Genomic DNA, 19,997 nt, shown 5'->3' on the forward strand with positions numbered 1-19,997 from the left:
GTTTGCCTGCTGGGTAAACTCCGGCAAGCTAGCAATCTCTTTCAGATGAACAAGGATCAACCGTGCCGACTCCGCCTGCCACATTGCCGCCGAATGCCAATCTGAGCGCCAATCTGGGCGACAGTCCGGCGCCCTTGTACGCCCGCGTCAAACAAATGATCACCCAGCAGATCGACAGTGGAAACTGGCCGCCGCACTACCGCGTTCCGTCGGAAAGCGAGCTGGTCAGTCAGCTGGGTTTCAGCCGCATGACCATCAACCGCGCGCTGCGCGAGATGACCGCCGACGGTCTGCTGGTGCGCATGCAGGGCGTCGGGACTTTTGTCGCCGAGCCGAAAAGCCAGTCCGCCCTGTTTGAAGTGCACAACATCGCCGACGAGATCGCCTCCCGTGGCCATCGCCATACCTGCAAGGTGATCATCCTCGAAGAAGAGGCCGCCGGTTCCGAGCGCGCCCTGGCCTTGGACATGCGCGAAGGACAGAAGGTTTTCCATTCGCTGATCGTGCATTTCGAAAACGATATCCCGGTGCAAATAGAAGACCGTTTCGTCAACGCACTGGTGGCGCCGGACTACCTCAAGCAGGATTTCACCCTGCAAACGCCTTATGCCTACCTGAACCAGGTCGCGCCGCTGACTGAAGGCGAACACGTGGTCGAGGCGATCCTGGCCGAGTCGACCGAATGCAAATTGCTGCAGATTGAAAAAGGCGAGCCGTGCCTGCTGATTCGTCGCCGGACCTGGTCCGGTCGTCAGCCGGTGACTGCCGCTCGCCTGATCCACCCTGGTTCGCGCCATCGTCTGGAAGGGCGCTTTCACAAGTAAGAGGCACAGATGAGTCAGTTGAAGGTTCTACGCGCGGCCGATTACCCGCGCATGCCGTGGAAAAACGGCGGCGGCAGCACCGAAGAAATCACCCGCGATGCGGGCACCGGCCTTGATGGTTTCGGCTGGCGCCTGTCGATTGCCGACATTGGCGAGTCGGGCGGCTTCTCGACGTTCGCCGGCTATGAGCGAGTGATCACCGTGCTGCAGGGCGAGGGCATGACCCTGCGCGTCGATGGCCAGGACACGCGGCGATTGTTACCGCTGGACCCGTTTGCCTTCAGCGGTGAGAGCCAGGTGTCCTGCACACTGCTCGGCGGGCCGATTCGCGATTTCAATCTGATTTATGCACCGCAGCGTTATAGCGCACGGTTGCAATGGCTGGCGGGTGAGCAGCGGTTTTTCAGTTCGGCCGGGACCGTGGTGGTGTTCAGTGTTACCGAAGCGCTGGAACTGAAGGTCGGTAACAGCGATGTACAGTTGGGTCGTCATGATTGCCTGCAGCTCGACGGTAACGTCGGCATGCAGGAAGTCTCCAGCAACGGCACCTGCTGCGTCATCGAACTGACTGCACGCTGATCCATTACCCTTTTGCGGGCAAACATGGCCCTCTGTAGGAGCGAGCTTGCTCGCGAAGAACCTCAACGCACCCCGGGGCATCTGGTTTTACGCGTTATCGTTCACGACCTTCGCGAGCAAGCTCGCTCCTACAGAGGGTGGGCTTGCCCGCGATGTCGTTTCCCTCCCAAATCCCGTTTCCCTCAGCGCACCACTTTGTTACCGAATGCCCCAGCGTGGCGCAAAACCACGCGAAAGTAACAAGCCTCCACCCCCTCCGAAAAACCCTTTCGAAAAATTTCATGTGACGTAGAAGCCTTGATCTACAGGCTTTCCAGCACTGGAAGCATTTTTCTTGAACACCTATCCAACAAGTTGGCCGCTCGATTGCATATGCTTGTATGTACAAGTAAAGACGTATGCGTATGAGTCGATCGAGACTCCTCGCAACGTTCACTGATTCGCTTGTGGCGCAACGATGCGCACAGGCTGGCTTGCCCACCGCCAGGGTTGGTTTGGATTGATCGCTGAGGAGTCTTTTTCGTGACTGACAATAAACCTACAAAGTTTCGTGACGTTGAAATCCGCGCTGCCCGCGGTAACAAGCTGACGGCCAAGAGCTGGTTGACTGAAGCGCCGCTGCGCATGCTGATGAACAACCTCGACCCGGAAGTCGCCGAGAACCCTAAAGAACTGGTGGTTTACGGTGGTATCGGTCGTGCTGCACGTAACTGGGAATGCTACGATAAGATCGTCGAAAGCCTGACCAACCTGAACGACGACGAGACCCTGCTGGTGCAATCCGGCAAGCCGGTCGGCGTGTTCAAGACTCACACCAATGCACCGCGCGTCCTGATTGCCAACTCCAACCTGGTGCCACACTGGGCGAGCTGGGAACACTTCAACGAACTCGACGCCAAAGGCCTGGCCATGTACGGCCAGATGACCGCCGGCAGCTGGATCTACATCGGCAGCCAAGGCATCGTCCAAGGCACCTACGAAACCTTCGTCGAAGCCGGTCGCCAGCACTACAACGATGACCTGAAAGGTCGTTGGGTCCTGACCGCAGGTCTGGGCGGCATGGGTGGCGCGCAGCCTCTGGCCGCGACCCTGGCTGGCGCTTGCTCGCTGAACATCGAATGCCAGCAGGTCAGCATCGATTTCCGCCTGAACAGCCGTTATGTCGACGAGCAAGCCACCGACCTCGACGACGCGCTGGCACGCATCGCCAAATACACCAAGGAAGGCAAAGCGATTTCCATCGCTCTGCTGGGCAACGCGGCGGAAATCCTGCCTGAACTGGTCAAGCGCGGCGTGCGCCCGGACATGGTCACCGACCAGACCAGCGCCCACGACCCGCTCAACGGTTACCTGCCGGCTGGCTGGACCTGGGAAGAGTACCGCGCTCGCGCCAAGACCGAGCCTGCTGCCGTGGTCAAGGCTGCCAAGCAATCCATGGCGGTGCACGTTAAAGCGATGCTCGAATTCCAGAAAATGGGTATTCCAACCTTCGACTACGGTAACAACATCCGTCAGATGGCGCAGGAAGAAGGCGTGGAAAACGCATTCGACTTCCCGGGCTTCGTACCGGCCTATATCCGTCCGTTGTTCTGCCGCGGCATCGGTCCGTTCCGTTGGGCTGCACTGTCGGGCAACGCTGAAGACATCTACAAGACCGACGCCAAGGTCAAAGAACTGATCCCGGACGACGCCCACCTGCACAACTGGCTGGACATGGCCCGTGAGCGCATCAGCTTCCAGGGTCTGCCGGCCCGTATCTGCTGGGTTGGCCTGGGCTTGCGCGCCAAGCTGGGTCTGGCATTCAACGAAATGGTGCGCAGCGGTGAATTGTCCGCGCCAATCGTGATCGGTCGCGACCACCTGGACTCCGGCTCGGTAGCCAGCCCGAACCGCGAAACCGAATCGATGCAGGACGGTTCCGACGCCGTGTCCGATTGGCCACTGCTCAACGCTCTGCTGAACACCGCGAGCGGCGCGACCTGGGTTTCCCTGCACCACGGCGGCGGCGTCGGCATGGGCTTCTCCCAGCACTCGGGCATGGTGATTGTCTGCGACGGTACTGACGAAGCGGCCGAGCGTATCGCTCGCGTGCTGCACAACGACCCGGCTACCGGTGTCATGCGTCACGCCGACGCGGGTTACCAGATCGCGATCGACTGCGCCAAGGAACAGGGGCTGAACCTGCCGATGATTACCGGTAAATAACGCAGTAACTGTGGGACCGCTTTACCTGTGGGAGCGAGCTTGCTCGCGATAGCGATGTGTCAGTCAGTACAGATGTTGAATGTGCCGGCCCCATCGCGAGCAAGCTCGCTCCCACAGGGATCCCACCAGACGGCAATTTCCAGAACAATCCACAGAGGTTGAATCATGGCTGTTAATGACGATCGTGCAGGCAGTAAACCGTTGATCGAGACACGTTCGATCGACTACATCCCGGAAGCGGAAAGACACGGTCGTCTCTTGAGCCAGTTCACCCTGTGGATGGGTGCCAACCTGCAAATCACCGCGATTGTGACCGGCGCTCTGGCCGTCGTACTGGGCGGTGATGTGTTCTGGTCGTTGATCGGTTTGCTGATCGGGCAACTGATCGGCGGTGGCGTGATGGCGCTGCATGCCGCGCAAGGGCCCAAGCTCGGACTGCCGCAGATGATCTCCAGCCGCGTGCAGTTCGGCGTTTATGGTGCGGCGATTCCGATCGTACTGGTGTGTTTGATGTACCTCGGCTTCACCGCAACGGGCACCGTGCTTTCCGGCCAGGCGCTGGGCCAGTTGTTTGGCGTCAGCGACAGCGTCGGTATCCTCATCTTCGCCAGTGTCATCGTGCTGGTCACGGTGCTCGGTTATCGGGTGATCCACTGGATCGGCCGTGTTGCCAGTGTCATTGGCGTTATTGCCTTCGTTTATCTGTTTAGCCGTCTGATGAGCCAGGTTGATGTTGGCGCACTGTTGCAAATCCGCCATTTCAGCTGGAGCAGTTTCTTGCTCGCGGTTTCGCTCGCGGCGTCCTGGCAGATCGCTTTCGGCCCTTACGTGGCTGACTACTCTCGCTACCTGCCGAGCAAGATTTCCTCGGTGAAAACTTTTTTTGCCGCAGGCGCAGGTTCGGTCATTGGTGCGCAGGTAGCGATGGTCCTCGGCGTGTTTGCCGCGGCATCGGCCAACGGCCAATTCGCCGGCCACGAAGTCGCCTACATAGTCGGTCTGGGCGGTACCGGTGCCACCGCAGCGCTGCTGTATTTCAGCATCGCGTTCGGCAAGGTCACCATTTCCACGCTCAACTCCTACGGCAGCTTCATGTGCATTGCGACCATCATCAGCGGTTTCCGTGGTGAGCTGAAGGTCACGCGCTTGCAGCGTCTGGTCTTCGTGCTGGTCATCGTCGGTGCTGCGACCCTGATGGCGTTGCTCGGTCAGCACTCGTTCCTCGGTGCGTTCAAGTCCTTCATCCTGTTCTTGCTGGCGTTCTTCACGCCATGGAGCGCGATCAATCTGGTGGACTACTACTGCATCACCCGCGAGCGCTATGACGTGCCGGCACTGGCCGATCCGAACGGTCGCTACGGCCGTTGGAACGCCCTCGGTATCAGCGTCTATGTCTTCGGTGTGCTTGTGCAGCTGCCGTTCATCGCCACCAAGTTCTATACCGGTCCGCTGGTAGACGCCCTGGGTGGTGTGGATATTTCCTGGATCATCGGTCTGGTGCTTCCCGCAGCCCTGTATTACGTGTGCGCAAAAAAATGGCACGGCTCGGTACCCGATCACCTGATTCTGCCGGTTGAGCAGGACAGCGTTGTAGAACAAAAAACAAGTGGGGCTGGTCGCGCTGCGGCGCAGGCCTGATTGGACGTGGACAGGGCTGGATGCCTCTTGACTGCCGTAAGCCAATTCATGATTAGGAGCGTCACTACAATGAAATCGAACAAGACCCTGCTGACCACATTACTTTCCATGGGCCTGCTCGCCAGCGCCGGCGCCACTCAGGCCGCCGGTTGGTGCGAGTCGGGCAAACCGGTGAAATTCGCCGGCCTGAACTGGGAAAGCGGCATGCTGCTGACCGACGTGATGCAAATCGTGTTGGAGAAGGGCTACGACTGCAAGACTGACAGCCTGCCGGGCAACTCCATCACCATGGAAAACGCCCTGAGCAGCAACGACATTCAAGTGTTCGCCGAAGAGTGGGTCGGCCGCAGCGAAGTCTGGAACAAGGCCGAGAAGGCCGGCAAGGTGGTCGGTGTCGGCGCCCCGGTCGTTGGCGCGATCGAAGGCTGGTACGTGCCGCGCTACGTCATCGAAGGCGATGCCAAGCGCAAGCTGGAGCCAAAAGCCCCGGACCTGAAGGCGATCGCCGATCTGGGCAAATACGCCAGCGTGTTCAAGGACCAGGAAGAGCCAGCCAAGGGCCGTTTCTACAACTGCCCGGCCGGCTGGACCTGTGAGCTGGACAACAGCGAAATGCTCAAAAGCTACGGCCTGGAAAGCACCTACACCAACTTCCGCCCGGGTACCGGCCCGGCGCTGGACGCGGCGGTGCTGTCGAGCTACAAGCGCGGCGAGCCGATCCTGTTCTACTACTGGTCGCCTACGCCGCTGATGGGCCAGGTCGACCTGGTCAAGCTTGAAGAGAAACCAGGCGTGGACAAGAGCGTGACCATCAAGGTCGGCCTGTCCAAGACCTTCCACGAGCAAGCCCCGGAACTGGTGGCCGTGCTGGAAAAGATCAACCTGCCGATCGACCTGCTCAACCAGAACCTCGGACGTATGGCCAAAGAGCGGATCGAGTCACCAAAACTGGCGAAAATCTTCCTCAAGGAACATCCTGAAGTCTGGCACGCATGGGTGAGCGAAGACGCAGCCAAAAAGATCGACGCGGCCTTGTAGGTTGAGCTTTTCCGACTGCCGTCAGCGGCAGTCGGGTGCTTGATCGCAACCCCTTGATTGAGAGTCTCTTATGTTTCCCGAAAGCTTTACCTTTTCCATCGCCGACTGGGTCAACAGTTGGGTCGATTCGCTGGTCACCAACTACGGCGATGTGTTCCGCAGCATCTCCGACACCCTGTTGTGGGCCATCGTCAATCTTGAAGGCCTGCTGCGTGCGGCGCCCTGGTGGCTGATGCTGGCGATCGTGGCGGGCGTTGCCTGGCACGCAACCCGCAAAGTCGTGACCACTTCGGTAATCGTCGGCCTGTTGTTCCTGGTGGGCGCCGTCGGCCTCTGGGACAAGCTGATGCAGACCCTGGCGCTGATGATGGTGGCCACGGTCATTTCGGTGCTGATCGGCATTCCGCTGGGCATTCTCTCGGCGCGCAGCAATCGCCTGCGTTCGGTGTTGATGCCGTTGCTGGACATCATGCAGACCATGCCGAGTTTCGTGTACCTGATCCCGGTGCTGATGCTGTTCGGCCTGGGTAAGGTCCCGGCGATTTTCGCCACCGTGATCTACGCCGCGCCACCGCTGATCCGCCTGACCGATCTGGGTATTCGTCAGGTCGACGGTGAAGTGATGGAAGCGATCAACGCTTTCGGTGCCAACCGCTGGCAGCAACTGTTTGGCGTGCAACTGCCGCTGGCCCTGCCGAGCATCATGGCCGGTATCAACCAGACCACCATGATGGCCCTGTCGATGGTAGTGATTGCCTCGATGATCGGTGCCCGTGGCCTGGGTGAAGATGTGTTGGTGGGGATTCAGACCCTCAACGTCGGACGTGGCCTTGAAGCCGGTCTGGCGATCGTGATTCTGGCAGTGGTCATAGACCGCATTACTCAGGCGTATGGTCGGCCACGGCATGAGGTGAGCAAATGAACAACGAAGCCATCAGCAAAATCGAAGTCAAAAACGTCTTCAAGATTTTCGGCAACCGTTCCAAGGAAGCGTTGGCCATGGTCGGCCAGGGCAAGACCAAGGACCAGGTGCTGTCCGAAACCGGCTGCGTGGTCGGCGTGAACGACCTGTCGCTGAGTATCGGCACTGGCGAGATCTTCGTGATCATGGGCTTGTCAGGTTCGGGCAAATCCACGTTGGTGCGCCACTTCAACCGCCTGATCGACCCGACCAGCGGCGCAATCCTGGTGGACGGCGTGGACATCCTGCAATACGACATGGAAGCCCTGCGCGAATTTCGCCGGCACAAGATCAGCATGGTGTTCCAGAGCTTCGGCCTGCTGCCGCACAAGACGGTGGTGGATAACGTCGCCTATGGCCTGAAAGTGCGCGGCGAGAGCAAGCAGATGTGCACCGAGCGCGCGCTGCACTGGATCAACACCGTGGGCCTCAAGGGCTACGAGAACAAATATCCGCATCAGCTGTCGGGCGGCATGCGCCAGCGCGTGGGCCTGGCCCGGGCATTGGCGGCGGACACCGACATCATCCTGATGGACGAAGCGTTCAGCGCCCTTGATCCGTTGATCCGTGCCGAGATGCAGGATCAGTTGCTGGAGCTGCAAAAGACCCTGCACAAGACCATCGTCTTTATCACCCATGACCTTGATGAGGCAGTGCGCATTGGTAACCGCATTGCGATCCTCAAGGACGGGCGCCTGATTCAGGTGGGTACGCCGCGCGAGATCCTGCATTCGCCGGCGGATGAGTATGTCGACCGGTTCGTGCAGCGTCGGGCGGCGGTGGTTTAAGAGGTTTGTGGCGGGACCGCTTTTGTGGCGAGGGAGCTTGCTCCCGCTCGAGCGCGCAGCGGTCGCAAAATTTTGGGGCCGCTACGCAGCCCAGCGGGAGCAAGCTCCCTCGCCACAGATGTCACATGTCCATGAATTTTGTATGAGGTTAAAGATGTCCCAGGCTGAAAAAATCGTTATCGCCGACGCCCCGTTGCGTTGGCAGGATGTGGTTGCCGTTGCCCGCCATGGCGCACAGCTCGAGCTGTCGAGCCAGACCTGGGCGAGTATCGAGAATGCCCAGGCCATCGTCCAGCGCATCGTCGCCAGCGGCGAGCGCGCCTATGGCGTCAATACCGGCCTCGGCGCGCTGTGCAATGTCTCGCTCAAGGACGAACAGCTCAGCCAACTGTCGCGCAACACCTTGCTCAGCCACGCCTGTGGCGTCGGTGCTCCACTGACCGATGAGCAGACTCGCGCAATCATGTGTGCGGCGATTCGCAATTACAGCCACGGCAAGTCCGGCATCCATCGCCGAGTAGTCGAAGCCCTGCTGGCGCTGCTCAATCGCGGCATCACCCCGCAAGTGCCGTCCCAGGGTTCGGTCGGTTACCTGACTCACATGGCCCACATCGGCATTGCGCTGTTGGGTGTCGGCAATGTCAGCTATCGCGGGCAAATCGTTTCCGCGCAACAAGCCTTAAGCGAAGAAGGTCTGCAACCCGTCCAGCTCGGCGCCAAAGATGGCCTGTGCCTGGTCAACGGTACGCCATGCATGAGCGGCCTCAGCTGCCTGGCGCTTGCCGATGCGACGCGTCTGGTGCAGTGGGCCGACGTGATCGGTGCCATGAGCTTCGAAGCCCAGCGTGGCCAGATCGCGGCGTTCGATGCCGAAATCATTGCACTCAAGCCGCATCCGGGCATGCAACAGGTCGGTATCAACCTGCGGGCGTTGCTTGATGGCAGTGAAGTGATCGCTTCGAGCAAGGGCATTCGTACCCAGGATGCGCTGAGCATCCGTTCGATCCCGCAAGTCCATGGCGCTGCGCGCGATCAGCTTGAGCACGCCATCAAACAGATCGAAACCGAACTCAACTCTGTCACGGACAACCCAATGCTGCTGGGCACGCCGGACAATTTCCGTATCGTGTCCCAGGCCAACCCGCACGGTCAGTCAGTGGCAATGGCTGCCGACCTGCTGGCCATCGCCATGGCAGAAATCGGCTCCATCGCCGAACGGCGCCTGGACCGTTTGATCAACCCGCATGTCAGCGGTCTGCCAGCGTTTCTGGTGGCCAACCCGGGGGTGAACTCCGGGATGATGATCGTTCAGTACGTCGCCGCTTCCCTGTGCGCGGAAAACCGCCAGTTGGCGCAACCGGCCGTGCTCGACAACTACGTCACCTCGGGCCTGCAGGAAGACCACCTGAGCCTGGGCACCAACGCGGCGTTGAAGCTGCACCGCGCGCTGGAAAACTGCACGCAGATCCTCGCCATCGAATATCTTCTGGCGGCCCAGGCGTTTGAATTCCTCAAGGAACAACGCTTTGGCGCCGGCACCGATGCCGCATGGCGTCTGCTGCGCGAACGGGTTCCGGCGTACGATCAGGACCGCTGGCTGGCGCCGGACATCGCCGCCGCCGCGGGTGTTTTGAAAGACCCGGTCTTGCTGCAAAAAGCCTTGCCGAATGTGAACTGATTTCAATACAAAACCAGCGTGCCAAGGCGCCAGCCCCCTCAAAAAGGCGGGAAGCGACGGACAACGGATATCTCCGGAGCGTCTGGTAGTTAATAACACTCTCAAAAGGAGCAAAAAATGACTGCGCTTAATTTGATTCCCGGCCAACTGAGCCTTGCCCAACTGCGTGATATCTATCAGCAGCCGGTCAAAATCACCCTCGACAACAGCGCTTCGGCCCAGATCGAAGCCAGCGTTGCCTGCGTGGAACAGATCCTCGCCGAGAACCGCACCGCCTACGGCATCAACACCGGTTTCGGCCTGCTGGCCTCGACCCGCATCGCCAGCGAAGACCTGGAAAACCTGCAGCGCTCGCTGGTGCTGTCCCACGCCGCCGGTGTCGGCGAGCCGATCAGCGACGCACTGGTGCGCCTGGTCATGGTGCTCAAGGTCAACAGTTTGAGTCGTGGTTTCTCCGGCATTCGCCGTGTGGTCATCGACGCGCTGATCGCGCTGATCAACGCCGAGGTTTATCCGCACATTCCGTTGAAAGGTTCGGTCGGTGCATCCGGTGACCTCGCGCCATTGGCCCATATGTCGTTGGTGCTGTTGGGCGAAGGCAAGGCTCGCTACAAGGGCGAATGGCTGGAAGCGACCGAAGCGCTGCACGTCGCCGGTCTCAAGCCGCTGACTTTGGCTGCAAAAGAAGGTCTGGCGCTGCTCAACGGTACTCAGGTGTCCACTGCTTACGCGCTGCGTGGTCTGTTCGAAGGTGAAGATCTGTTCGCCGGTGCCGTGGCGCTGGGTGCCCTGACCGTCGAAGCGGTATTGGGCTCGCGCTCGCCGTTCGATGCACGCATTCACGCCGCACGTGGTCAGAAAGGCCAGATCGACGCCGCTGCCGCTTACCGTGATTTGCTGGGCGAGCGCAGTGAAGTCTCCGATTCGCACCAGAACTGCGACAAGGTCCAGGACCCGTATTCCTTGCGCTGCCAGCCGCAAGTCATGGGTGCGTGCCTGACCCAGTTCCGTCAAGCCGCCGAAGTGCTTGCAGTCGAGGCGAACGCGGTCTCCGACAACCCGCTGGTGTTCGCCGCGGAAGGCGACGTGATCTCCGGGGGTAACTTCCACGCTGAACCGGTGGCCATGGCCGCCGACAACATGGCCCTGGCCATCGCTGAAATCGGTTCGCTGAGCGAGCGCCGTATCTCGCTGATGATGGACAAGCACATGTCGCAACTGCCGCCGTTCCTGGTGGCCAATGGCGGGGTGAACTCCGGCTTCATGATTGCCCAGGTGACGGCAGCGGCGCTGGCCAGCGAGAACAAGGCGCTGTCCCATCCGCATTCGGTGGACAGCCTGCCGACGTCGGCGAACCAGGAAGACCACGTGTCGATGGCGCCGGCCGCTGGCAAGCGTTTGTGGGAAATGGCGGAAAACACTCGCGGGGTGCTCGCCGTGGAGTGGTTGGCTGCGTGCCAGGGTCTGGATCTGCGTGAAGGTTTGAAAACTTCGCCGAAGCTGGAGAAGGCTCGGGCGATCCTGCGTAAAGAAGTGCCGTTTTATGAGAAAGACCGGTTCTTTGCGCCGGATATCAATGCGGCGACTGAGTTGTTGGCGACGCAGTGTCTGAATGGTCTGGTGTCGGCCAAGCTTTTGCCGAGCCTGTGATGTACTCATCGCCAGCAGGCTGGCTCCCACAGTTGTAATGCGCATCCCTGTGGGAGCCAGCCTGCTGGCGATTCGATTTTGAATAATGTGGAGACTACGGGATGAAAACTCTCTGGCAACACTGCCACGTCGCAACCATGGCGCAAGGCGTCTACTCGATCATCGAGGATGCGGCCATCGTGACGTCCGGTGCGCACATTGAGTGGATCGGCCCAGGCGCTGAACTGCCGTCCGGCGAATACCCGGCCGTCAACGACTTGAACGGGGCCTGGGTTACCCCGGGCCTGATCGACTGCCACACCCATACCGTATTCGGCGGCAACCGCAGTGGCGAATTCGAACAGCGTCTGCAAGGCGTCAGCTACTCGCAAATTGCCGCGGCTGGCGGCGGCATCGCCAGCACCGTGCGCGCCACCCGCGCGGCGACCGAGGACGAACTGTTCGCCAGCGCCGCCAAGCGTCTGAAAAGCCTGATCCGCGATGGCGTGACCACGGTCGAGATGAAATCCGGCTACGGTCTGGATCTGGCCAGCGAGCGCAAGATTCTGCGGGTGATCAAGCGCCTGGGCGCCGAACTGCCGGTCAGCGTGCGCAGCACATGCCTGGCTGCCCACGCTTTGCCACCGGAATACGCGGATCGCGCCGACGACTACATCGATCACATCTGCGCTGAAATGCTTCCAGCCCTGGCCGCCGAAGGGCTGGTGGATGCGGTGGATGCCTTCTGCGAATACCTGGCGTTCTCGCCAGCGCAGGTCGAGCGCGTGTTCATCACCGCACAGCAACTGGGCCTGCCGGTGAAGCTGCATGCCGAGCAATTGTCGTCCCTGCACGGTTCGAGCCTGGCGGCGCGCTACCACGCACTGTCGGCCGATCACCTGGAATTCATGACCGAAGACGATGCCATCGCCATGGCCGAATCCGGCACCGTCGCAGTGTTGCTGCCAGGGGCGTTCTACTTCCTGCGCGAAACCCAATTGCCGCCGATGGAGGCCCTGCGCAAGCACGGCGTGAAAATCGCCATCGCCAGCGACCTCAACCCCGGCACTTCCCCGGCGCTGTCGTTGCGCTTGATGCTGAACATGGCCTGCACCTGTTTTCGCATGACCCCGGAAGAAGCCCTCGCCGGTGCGACGATTCATGCCGCGACCGCGCTGGGCATGGCTCAAACCCACGGTTCGCTGGAAGTCGGCAAGGTCGCGGACTTCGTCGCCTGGCAGATCGATCGTCCTGCCGACCTGGCGTACTGGCTGGGCGGTGACCTGGAAAAACGCGTCGTGCGACACGGCGTTGAAACGAGCATGCAGGAGAGCAAACGTGGATAAGGTTCTGAACTTCAAACAAGGCCGCGTGCCGCTGCTCATCAGCATGCCCCACGCCGGCCTGCGCCTGACCCCGGCGGTCGAAGCCGGGTTGATCCCCGACGCGAAAAGCCTGCCGGACACCGACTGGCACATTCCAAGGCTTTACGAATTTGCCGCCGAGTTGGGCGCCAGTACGTTGGCAGCCGAGTACTCGCGGTTTGTCATCGACCTGAACCGGCCGTCCGATGACAAGCCTCTGTATGTCGGCGCTACCACCGGTCTGTACCCGGCGACCCTGTTCGATGGCATCCCATTGTTCCGGGAGGGCATGGAGCCGTCGGCGGCGGAACGGGCGACTTATCTCGAGCAGATCTGGACGCCGTATCACAGCACCTTGCAGAACGAATTGGCGCGTTTGAAAGCCGAATTTGGCTATGCACTTCTGTTCGATGCACACTCGATTCGCTCGATCATTCCGCATCTGTTCGACGGCAAGCTGCCGGACTTCAACCTCGGCACCTTCAACGGTGCCAGTTGCGATACTCAGCTTGCTACTCAATTGGAAGCGATCTGTGCGCGTCACGACAACTACAGCCATGTGCTCAACGGTCGCTTCAAAGGCGGCCATATAACTCGCCACTACGGCGCTCCTGCAGAGAACATTCATGCGGTGCAACTGGAACTGGGCCAGTGCACCTACATGGAAGAGTTCGAGCCGTTCCGCTATTGCCCGGATCTGGCAGAACCGACGCAGGTTGTGCTCAGGGAATTGTTGCAAGGGTTGTTGGCCTGGGGCGAAAAGCACTACGGATAATACGGTTCGCCGCGATCACCGATCCCTGTAGGAGCGAGCTTGCTCGCGAAAAACCTGAGAGCGCCGCGGGGTGTCTGACTTGACGCATTATCGTTAACGACCTTCGCGAGCAAGCTTGCTCCTACAGGGATCGTGCTCTGACGTAAATCGGGTTTATGATGCCGGACGGCAGAATAATAGAAGTCCCCCCAGGGATGACCTCGACACCTTACGGAGCGCGCAATGCAGACTTTGTACCCGCAGATCAAACCCCACGCCCGGCACGATCTGGCCGTCGATGCAACTCACACGCTATATGTCGACGAAAGCGGTTCACCGGAAGGTTTGCCGGTAGTGTTTATCCACGGCGGCCCAGGCGCAGGGTGTGATGCCCAGAGCCGCCGGTATTTCGATCCGAACCTGTATCGCATTGTGACCTTCGACCAGCGCGGTTGCGGTCGCTCCACCCCCCACGCCAGCCTGGAAAACAACACTACCTGGGATCTTGTCGCCGACCTTGAGCGGATCCGCAAGCACCTGGGAATCGACAAATGGGTGTTGTTCGGCGGCTCCTGGGGTTCGACCCTGGCGCTGGCCTACGCGCAAACCCACCCGGAGCGTGTACACGGTCTGATCCTGCGCGGGATTTTTCTCTGTCGCCCGCAGGAGATCCAGTGGTTCTACCAGGCCGGTGCCAGCCGTCTGTTTCCCGACTACTGGCAGGATTACATCGCGCCAATCCCGCTGGATGAGCGCGACGATCTGCTCTCGGCTTTCCACAAGCGCCTGGTCGGTAACGACCAGATCGCCCAGATGCATGCCGCCAAGGCCTGGTCGATGTGGGAAGGACGGACGGCGACCTTGCGTCCGAACCCGCTGGTGGTCGATCGTTTTTCCGAGCCACAGCGCGCGTTGTCCATCGCCCGCATCGAATGTCATTACTTCAGCAACAATGCGTTCCTTGAACCGAACCAGCTGATCCGCGACATGGGCAAGATCGCCCATCTGCCTGGCGTGATCGTCCACGGTCGCTACGACGTGATCTGCCCGCTGGACAATGCCTGGGAACTGCATCAGAACTGGCCGAACAGTGAACTGCAGGTAATCCGTGACGCTGGCCACGCCGCTTCCGAGCCTGGCATTACCGATGCCCTGGTGCGCGCCGCCGATCTCATGGCCCGACGTCTGCTCGATCTGACGCCTGAGGAAGCATGAAGGGCTTGCTGCAACGCGTGCGAGGCGCGCGAGTCGAGGTAGCGGGGGAGGTGGTTGGCGCGGTGGACCAGGGTTTGCTGGTGTTGGTGGCTGTCGAGCCCGAGGATACTCGGGCCAGTGCCGACAAACTTCTGCATAAGCTGCTTAACTATCGAGTGTTCAGCGATGCCGAGGGCAAGATGAATCTGTCCCTGGCGGATATCGACGGCGGGTTGCTGCTGGTCTCTCAGTTCACCCTGGCCGCCGACACCAGGAGCGGGTTGCGTCCGGGTTTTTCGACCGCTGCCCCTCCAGCCCTGGGAGAGGAGCTTTTCGACTATCTATTAGACAAGGCAAAACAGGTGCATGGCACTGTGGCATCAGGTAGATTCGGCGCGGATATGCAGGTGCACCTGGTCAACGACGGCCCGGTCACCTTCTTGTTACAGACCTGAAAGCGCTTGAAACATGTTTTTAAGCGCTTTTCGCCTGAAGACAGGGGTTTTTCGCGATAATACTTGGTTGCCCCTGATGCCTTGTAACGCGGCTTACTAGATAATCGCGCGTTACGGGGATCAGCGTTCGTTGGCCCATTTTGACTTAGGTAGAGACTTGTCCGGGACCTGTTGGGGAATCATTTAGCCCTGGAGGAGTCGGAACAATGCTCGCCAACTTGGCAAGAGTGGTCGCAGGGTCGGTTTTTTACACCGCACACCATGCTGGCACTTTAACTGGCCGTTGGTTTTTTGATCTGTTTTCGGCGAGGGTTGCTCGTGATTGTTAGTCCCTGTAATGCACCAAAATTGTCTGCCAAACGGTTCCGAAGCGCTCTGGTAGCGGGCTCTGCACTGCTCTGCCTGCTCAGCGCCGGCCAGCTTTGGGCATTCAATCTGGATGATGTATCGGTCAAGGCAAAAGAGCTGGCCGGGCAGAAATACGAAGCCCCGCGCAGTAACCTGCCGAACGAATTCCGCGAAATGAAATTCGCGGACTATCAGAAAATTCGTTTCCTCACCGAGAAAGCCGAGTGGGCCGATCAGAAAACCCCGTTCAAGCTTTCGTTCTATCACCAGGGCATGCACTTCGATACCCCGGTGAAAATCAACGAAATCACCGCTAACACCGTCGAAGAGATCAAATACGACCCGAACCGGTTTGATTTTGGCGACGTGAAATTTGATCCTAAGGCCACCGAGCAGCTGGGTTATGCCGGTTTCCGTGTGCTGTACCCGATCAACAAGGCCGACAAGCAAGACGAAATCATGACGATGCTCGGCGCGAGTTATTTCCGCGTTGTCGGCAAGGGTCACACCTATGGCTTGTCCGCCCGTGGCATGGCCATTGATACCGCTTTGCCGTCCGGTGAAGAATTCCCGCGTTTCACCGAGTTCTGGATTCAGCAGCCGAAGCCGGGTGACAAGCACCTGGTGATTTTCGCCTTGCTGGATTCGCCACGTGCCACCGGTGCCTACCGCCTGACCCTGCGTCCGGGCAGCGATACCGTTGTCGACGTCAAGGCCAGGATGTTCCTGCGTGACAAGGTCACCAAGCTTGGCGTAGCGCCATTGACCAGCATGTTCCTGTTCGGCGCCAACCAGCCGTCGAAAGTGCTGAACTACCGCCGCGAACTGCATGATTCCAGCGGCTTGTCGATCCATGCCGGCAACGGCGAGTGGATCTGGCGCCCGCTGAACAACCCGAAACACCTGGCTGTCAGCAACTTCTCCATCGAGAACCCGCGTGGTTTCGGTCTGCTGCAACGTGGCCGTGACTTCAGCCACTATGAAGACCTCGACGACCGCTACGACAAGCGCCCGAGTGCCTGGATCGAACCGAAAGGCGATTGGGGCAAGGGTTCTGTAGACCTGGTCGAAATTCCGACCGCCGACGAAACCAACGACAACATCGTGGCTTTCTGGAGCCCGGAAAAGCTGCCTGAACCTGGCCAGCCTCTCGACGTCGCCTACCGCATGCACTGGACCATCGACGAAGCCGCACTTCACGCGCCGGACAGCGCCTGGGTACAACAGACCCTGCGTTCCACCGGTGACGTGAAACAGTCCAACCTGATTCGTCAGCCGGATGGCAGCGTGGCCTACCTGGTGGACTTCGAAGGCCCGTCCCTGTTGGCCTTGCCGGCCGATACCGAGGTTCGCAGCCAGGTCAGCGTTGGCGAGAATGCCGAGCTGGTCGAGAACAGCGTGCGCTACAACCCTGAAACCAAGGGCTGGCGCCTGACCCTGCGCATGAAAATCAAAGACCCGAGCAAGGCCACGGAAATGCGTGCCGCACTGGTCAAGAACATCGTGACTGCCGATCTGGCCAAGGCCGTACCTGCCTCCAACTCTTCCGTTGCCAAGGCCGACAAGGTCGCCGCCAGGCAGCAGGAGAAGCTGGACAAGGAAGCCAAGGAAGCCAAGCAAGTGGAGGCCAAACAGGCCGAAGCCAAGCCTGTCGCGGATTCCAAGGATAAGGACAACAAAGACGCCCAGCAGCCTGCAGCTGCCGACGCGGTCCCAGCCACACCGGAATCGGCACCGACTGAAGAAGTCCTGACCGAGACCTGGAGCTACCAGTTGCCTGCCGATGAGTAATTCTCAAGTACAGCCAGAGACTCTTGCCGAGTACCTGGCGCATCTGCCGATGACCGACGAACAACGCGCGGAACTCGCGGGCTGCAAGTCGTTCAGCGAGTTGCACGAACGCCTGTCGTCCTCGACGTTCGACGCGCCGACCGAGGCTGCTCAAGCTTCGGTGGGTCGTCGCCTGACCCTGAACACCGCCGAAGAACTGGCCGACGCCGAAATGCTGGTGCTCGACGCCAGTGGCCGGGTCTGTCTGCGGGCGACACCGCCGATTCGGCGGACCAAAGTCGTGCCGGAGCCGTGGCGCACCAACATCCTGGTGCGCGGCTGGCGCCGTCTGACCGGTCGCACCAATCCGCCGGCCCCGCCGAAGGACGAGAACGTGCTGCCGGCGGCTCGCTGGCGCACCGTCGGTTCGATCCGACGCTACATTCTGCTGGTGTTGATGCTCGGTCAGACCATCGTCGCCGGCTGGTACATGAAAGGCATCATGCCGTACCAGGGCTGGTCGTTCGTCGACCTGGACGAAGTCCTGCACCAGCCATTCCTGCAAACCGTCACGCAAGTGCTGCCCTATGCGCTGCAAACCAGCATCCTGATTCTGTTCGGGATTCTGTTCTGCTGGGTGTCGGCCGGTTTCTGGACAGCGCTGATGGGCTTTCTCGAGTTGCTCACCGGTCACGACAAATATCGCATTTCCGGTAAAAGCGCCGGCAATGAGCCGATCGCCAGGGATGCGCGCACCGCTTTGGTGATGCCGATCTGCAACGAAGATGTGCCGCGGGTGTTTGCCGGTCTGCGGGCGACTTTCGAGTCGGTTGCAGCTACGGGTGACCTGGATCGCTTCGACTTCTTCGTCCTCAGTGACAGTAACGAAGCCGACATCTGCGTCGCCGAGCAACAAGCCTGGCTGGACGTCTGCCGCGAAGCCAAAGGCTTTGGCAAGATCTTCTATCGCCGCCGTCGTCGTCGTGTAAAACGCAAAAGCGGCAACCTCGACGACTTCTGCCGTCGCTGGGGCGGTGACTACAAGTACATGGTAGTGCTCGACGCGGACTCCGTGATGAGCGGCGAATGCCTGACCAGTCTGGTGCGCTTGATGGAAGCCACGCCGGACGCCGGGATCATCCAGACCGCGCCCCGTGCATCGGGCATGGACACCCTGTATGCACGCATGCAGCAGTTCGCGACCCGTGTCTATGGTCCTCTGTTCACTGCCGGCCTGCACTTCTGGCAGTTGGGCGAATCGCACTATTGGGGCCACAACGCGATCATCCGCATGAAGCCGTTCATCGAGCACTGCGCGCTGGCGCCGTTGCCCGGTAAAGGCGCGTTCGCCGGTGCGATTCTGTCCCACGACTTCGTCGAAGCAGCGCTGATGCGCCGTGCCGGCTGGGGCGTGTGGATTGCCTACGACTTGCCCGGCAGCTATGAAGAACTGCCGCCGAACCTGCTGGATGAACTCAAGCGTGACCGTCGCTGGTGCCACGGCAACCTGATGAACTTCCGGCTGTTCCTGGTCAAGGGCATGCACCCGGTACACCGGGCGGTGTTCCTCACTGGCGTGATGTCGTACTTGTCGGCTCCGCTTTGGTTCTTCTTCCTTGTGTTGTCGACGGCGCTGCTGGCGGTCAACACGCTGATGGAGCCGCAGTACTTCCTCGAACCACGCCAGCTATATCCACTGTGGCCACAATGGCACCCGGACAAGGCGATCGCGCTGTTCTCGACAACTATCGTGCTGCTGTTCCTGCCGAAGTTGCTGAGCATCATCCTGATCTGGGCCAAGGGCGCGAAAGAGTTTGGTGGCAAGTTCAAGGTGACCCTGTCGATGCTGCTGGAGATGCTGTTCTCCATGCTGCTGGCGCCGGTGCGGATGATTTTCCACACCCGCTTCGTGCTCGCCGCGTTCCTCGGCTGGGCCGCGACCTGGAACTCGCCGCAGCGTGACGACGACTCCACGCCCTGGAGCGAAGCGGTCAAACGCCACGGTCCGCAGACCTTGCTGGGCTTCTTCTGGGCACTGTTGGTGATCTGGCTGAACCCGAGCTTCCTCTGGTGGCTGGTGCCGATCGTCGGTTCACTGATGCTGTCGATCCCGGTGTCGGTGATCTCCAGTCGCGTCGGCTTGGGGCTCAAGTCCCGTGACGAAAGCCTGTTCCTGATCCCTGAGGAATACAATCCGCCACAGGCGTTGCTGGCAACCGACCAGTACACCCATGAAAACCGCTGGCATGCGCTGAACGACGGCTTCGTCCGGGCAGTGGTCGATCCGCAGCAGAACGCCTTGGCGTGCTCGCTGGCGACTTCGCGCCACCGTCAGGCCGAGCCGATCGAATGGCTGCGGATCGAGCGGGTCCGCCATGCAATGAAAGTCGGGCCGGACGGGCTGAGCAACAAAGAGCGTGTGGAGCTGCTGAGTGATCCGGTGGCCCTGGGTCGCTTGCATGAGCAGATCTGGGACGAGAGCCATCCTGAATGGCTGCAGGCATGGCGCAAATCGGTGAAGGCCGATCCCCATGCGCCGCTGTTGCCGCTCAAACCGCTGAGCGTGCAGCCTCAGTTGGCGTAAACAAAGCCCCGCCTGATAGCGGGGCTTTTTTTTCGTCGCCGATCGTTCCCATGCTCCGCGTGGGAATGCAGCCCGGGACGTTCCGCGTCCCAAGAGCGAACGCGGAGCGTCCGTTGAGGCATTCCCACGCGGGAGCGTGGGAACGATCAAAACACCAACAAATCCTGTGTAGACCCTTGTGCAAACGT

General features: G+C 60.3%; 15 protein-coding genes and 1 pseudogene. 15 read left to right on the plus strand and 1 reads right to left on the minus strand.

Annotation, left to right across the window (positions count from 1 at the left end; all coding sequences use genetic code 11):
* The first annotated feature begins 155 nt into the window (after nucleotides 1-155).
* From hutC to hutG, 11 genes are all read left to right on the plus strand, one after another.
* Entirely contained in the window at nucleotides 156-824 is a 669-nt protein-coding gene (hutC, locus tag ACA041_RS01580; protein WP_497441987.1) for a histidine utilization transcriptional repressor HutC, read from the plus strand.
* Nucleotides 825-833: 9 nt separating this feature from the next.
* On the plus strand, nucleotides 834-1,403 hold the full coding sequence (locus tag ACA041_RS01585; protein ID WP_497439586.1) for a HutD/Ves family protein: 570 nt from the start codon (nucleotides 834-836) through the stop codon (nucleotides 1,401-1,403).
* A gap of 522 nt (nucleotides 1,404-1,925) precedes the next feature.
* The gene (hutU, locus tag ACA041_RS01590; protein ID WP_403103351.1) at nucleotides 1,926-3,608 is read left to right on the plus strand and encodes a urocanate hydratase; all 1,683 of its coding nucleotides are present in this window, start codon (nucleotides 1,926-1,928) and stop codon (nucleotides 3,606-3,608) included.
* 165 nt (nucleotides 3,609-3,773) lie between these two features.
* Nucleotides 3,774-5,246, plus strand: coding sequence for a purine-cytosine permease family protein (locus tag ACA041_RS01595; RefSeq protein WP_497439587.1), 1,473 nt, complete (start codon nucleotides 3,774-3,776; stop codon nucleotides 5,244-5,246).
* A gap of 69 nt (nucleotides 5,247-5,315) precedes the next feature.
* Nucleotides 5,316-6,284: an ABC transporter substrate-binding protein gene (locus ACA041_RS01600; protein WP_497439588.1), complete on the plus strand. Its 969-nt coding sequence runs from the start codon at nucleotides 5,316-5,318 to the stop codon at nucleotides 6,282-6,284.
* A 70-nt stretch (nucleotides 6,285-6,354) separates the two neighbouring features.
* Nucleotides 6,355-7,206: an ABC transporter permease gene (locus tag ACA041_RS01605; protein WP_030129253.1), complete on the plus strand. Its 852-nt coding sequence runs from the start codon at nucleotides 6,355-6,357 to the stop codon at nucleotides 7,204-7,206.
* Nucleotides 7,203-8,033: a quaternary amine ABC transporter ATP-binding protein gene (locus tag ACA041_RS01610; RefSeq protein WP_497439589.1), complete on the plus strand. Its 831-nt coding sequence runs from the start codon at nucleotides 7,203-7,205 to the stop codon at nucleotides 8,031-8,033. The genes ACA041_RS01605 and ACA041_RS01610 overlap by 4 nt, the downstream gene beginning before the upstream one ends.
* A 154-nt stretch (nucleotides 8,034-8,187) precedes the next feature.
* Entirely contained in the window at nucleotides 8,188-9,711 is a 1,524-nt protein-coding gene (gene hutH, locus ACA041_RS01615) for a histidine ammonia-lyase (protein ID WP_497439590.1), read from the plus strand.
* A 117-nt stretch (nucleotides 9,712-9,828) separates the two neighbouring features.
* On the plus strand, nucleotides 9,829-11,361 hold the full coding sequence (gene hutH, locus ACA041_RS01620) for a histidine ammonia-lyase (protein WP_497439591.1): 1,533 nt from the start codon (nucleotides 9,829-9,831) through the stop codon (nucleotides 11,359-11,361).
* 101 nt (nucleotides 11,362-11,462) lie between these two features.
* Nucleotides 11,463-12,686 (plus strand): imidazolonepropionase, encoded by a 1,224-nt coding sequence (gene hutI, locus ACA041_RS01625; protein WP_497439592.1) that lies wholly within the window; start codon nucleotides 11,463-11,465, stop codon nucleotides 12,684-12,686.
* Nucleotides 12,679-13,479, plus strand: a complete 801-nt coding sequence (gene hutG / locus ACA041_RS01630; protein ID WP_497439593.1) for an N-formylglutamate deformylase — start codon at nucleotides 12,679-12,681, stop codon at nucleotides 13,477-13,479. Before hutI ends, hutG begins: the two co-directional genes overlap by 8 nt.
* 26 nt (nucleotides 13,480-13,505) lie before the next feature.
* On the opposite strand, the pseudogene ACA041_RS01635 reads toward hutG, so the two are convergent.
* A pseudogene (locus ACA041_RS01635) lies at nucleotides 13,506-13,592 on the minus strand (outer membrane lipoprotein carrier protein LolA); the annotation flags it as partial.
* 109 nt (nucleotides 13,593-13,701) lie between these two features.
* Between ACA041_RS01635 and pip the strand changes: the two are divergent.
* The 4 genes from pip to mdoH all read left to right on the plus strand — a co-directional run bounded on the left by pip (nucleotide 13,702) and on the right by mdoH (nucleotide 19,809).
* Nucleotides 13,702-14,673, plus strand: coding sequence for a prolyl aminopeptidase (gene pip, locus ACA041_RS01640; RefSeq protein WP_497439594.1), 972 nt, complete (start codon nucleotides 13,702-13,704; stop codon nucleotides 14,671-14,673).
* Complete coding sequence (dtd, locus tag ACA041_RS01645) at nucleotides 14,670-15,107, plus strand: D-aminoacyl-tRNA deacylase (protein ID WP_497439595.1); 438 nt, start codon at nucleotides 14,670-14,672, stop codon at nucleotides 15,105-15,107. The genes pip and dtd overlap by 4 nt, the downstream gene beginning before the upstream one ends.
* A 318-nt stretch (nucleotides 15,108-15,425) precedes the next feature.
* A complete protein-coding gene (locus ACA041_RS01650) occupies nucleotides 15,426-17,246 on the plus strand; it encodes a glucan biosynthesis protein (protein WP_497439596.1) in 1,821 nt (606 codons plus the stop codon).
* Nucleotides 17,239-19,809 carry a glucans biosynthesis glucosyltransferase MdoH gene (gene mdoH, locus ACA041_RS01655; protein WP_497439597.1) on the plus strand — a complete coding sequence of 857 codons (2,571 nt, stop codon included), beginning with the start codon at nucleotides 17,239-17,241 and terminating at the stop codon, nucleotides 19,807-19,809. The genes ACA041_RS01650 and mdoH overlap by 8 nt, the downstream gene beginning before the upstream one ends.
* The last annotated feature ends 188 nt before the right edge of the window (nucleotides 19,810-19,997 follow it).

The organism is Pseudomonas sp. LBUM1676 (assembly GCF_059695605.1).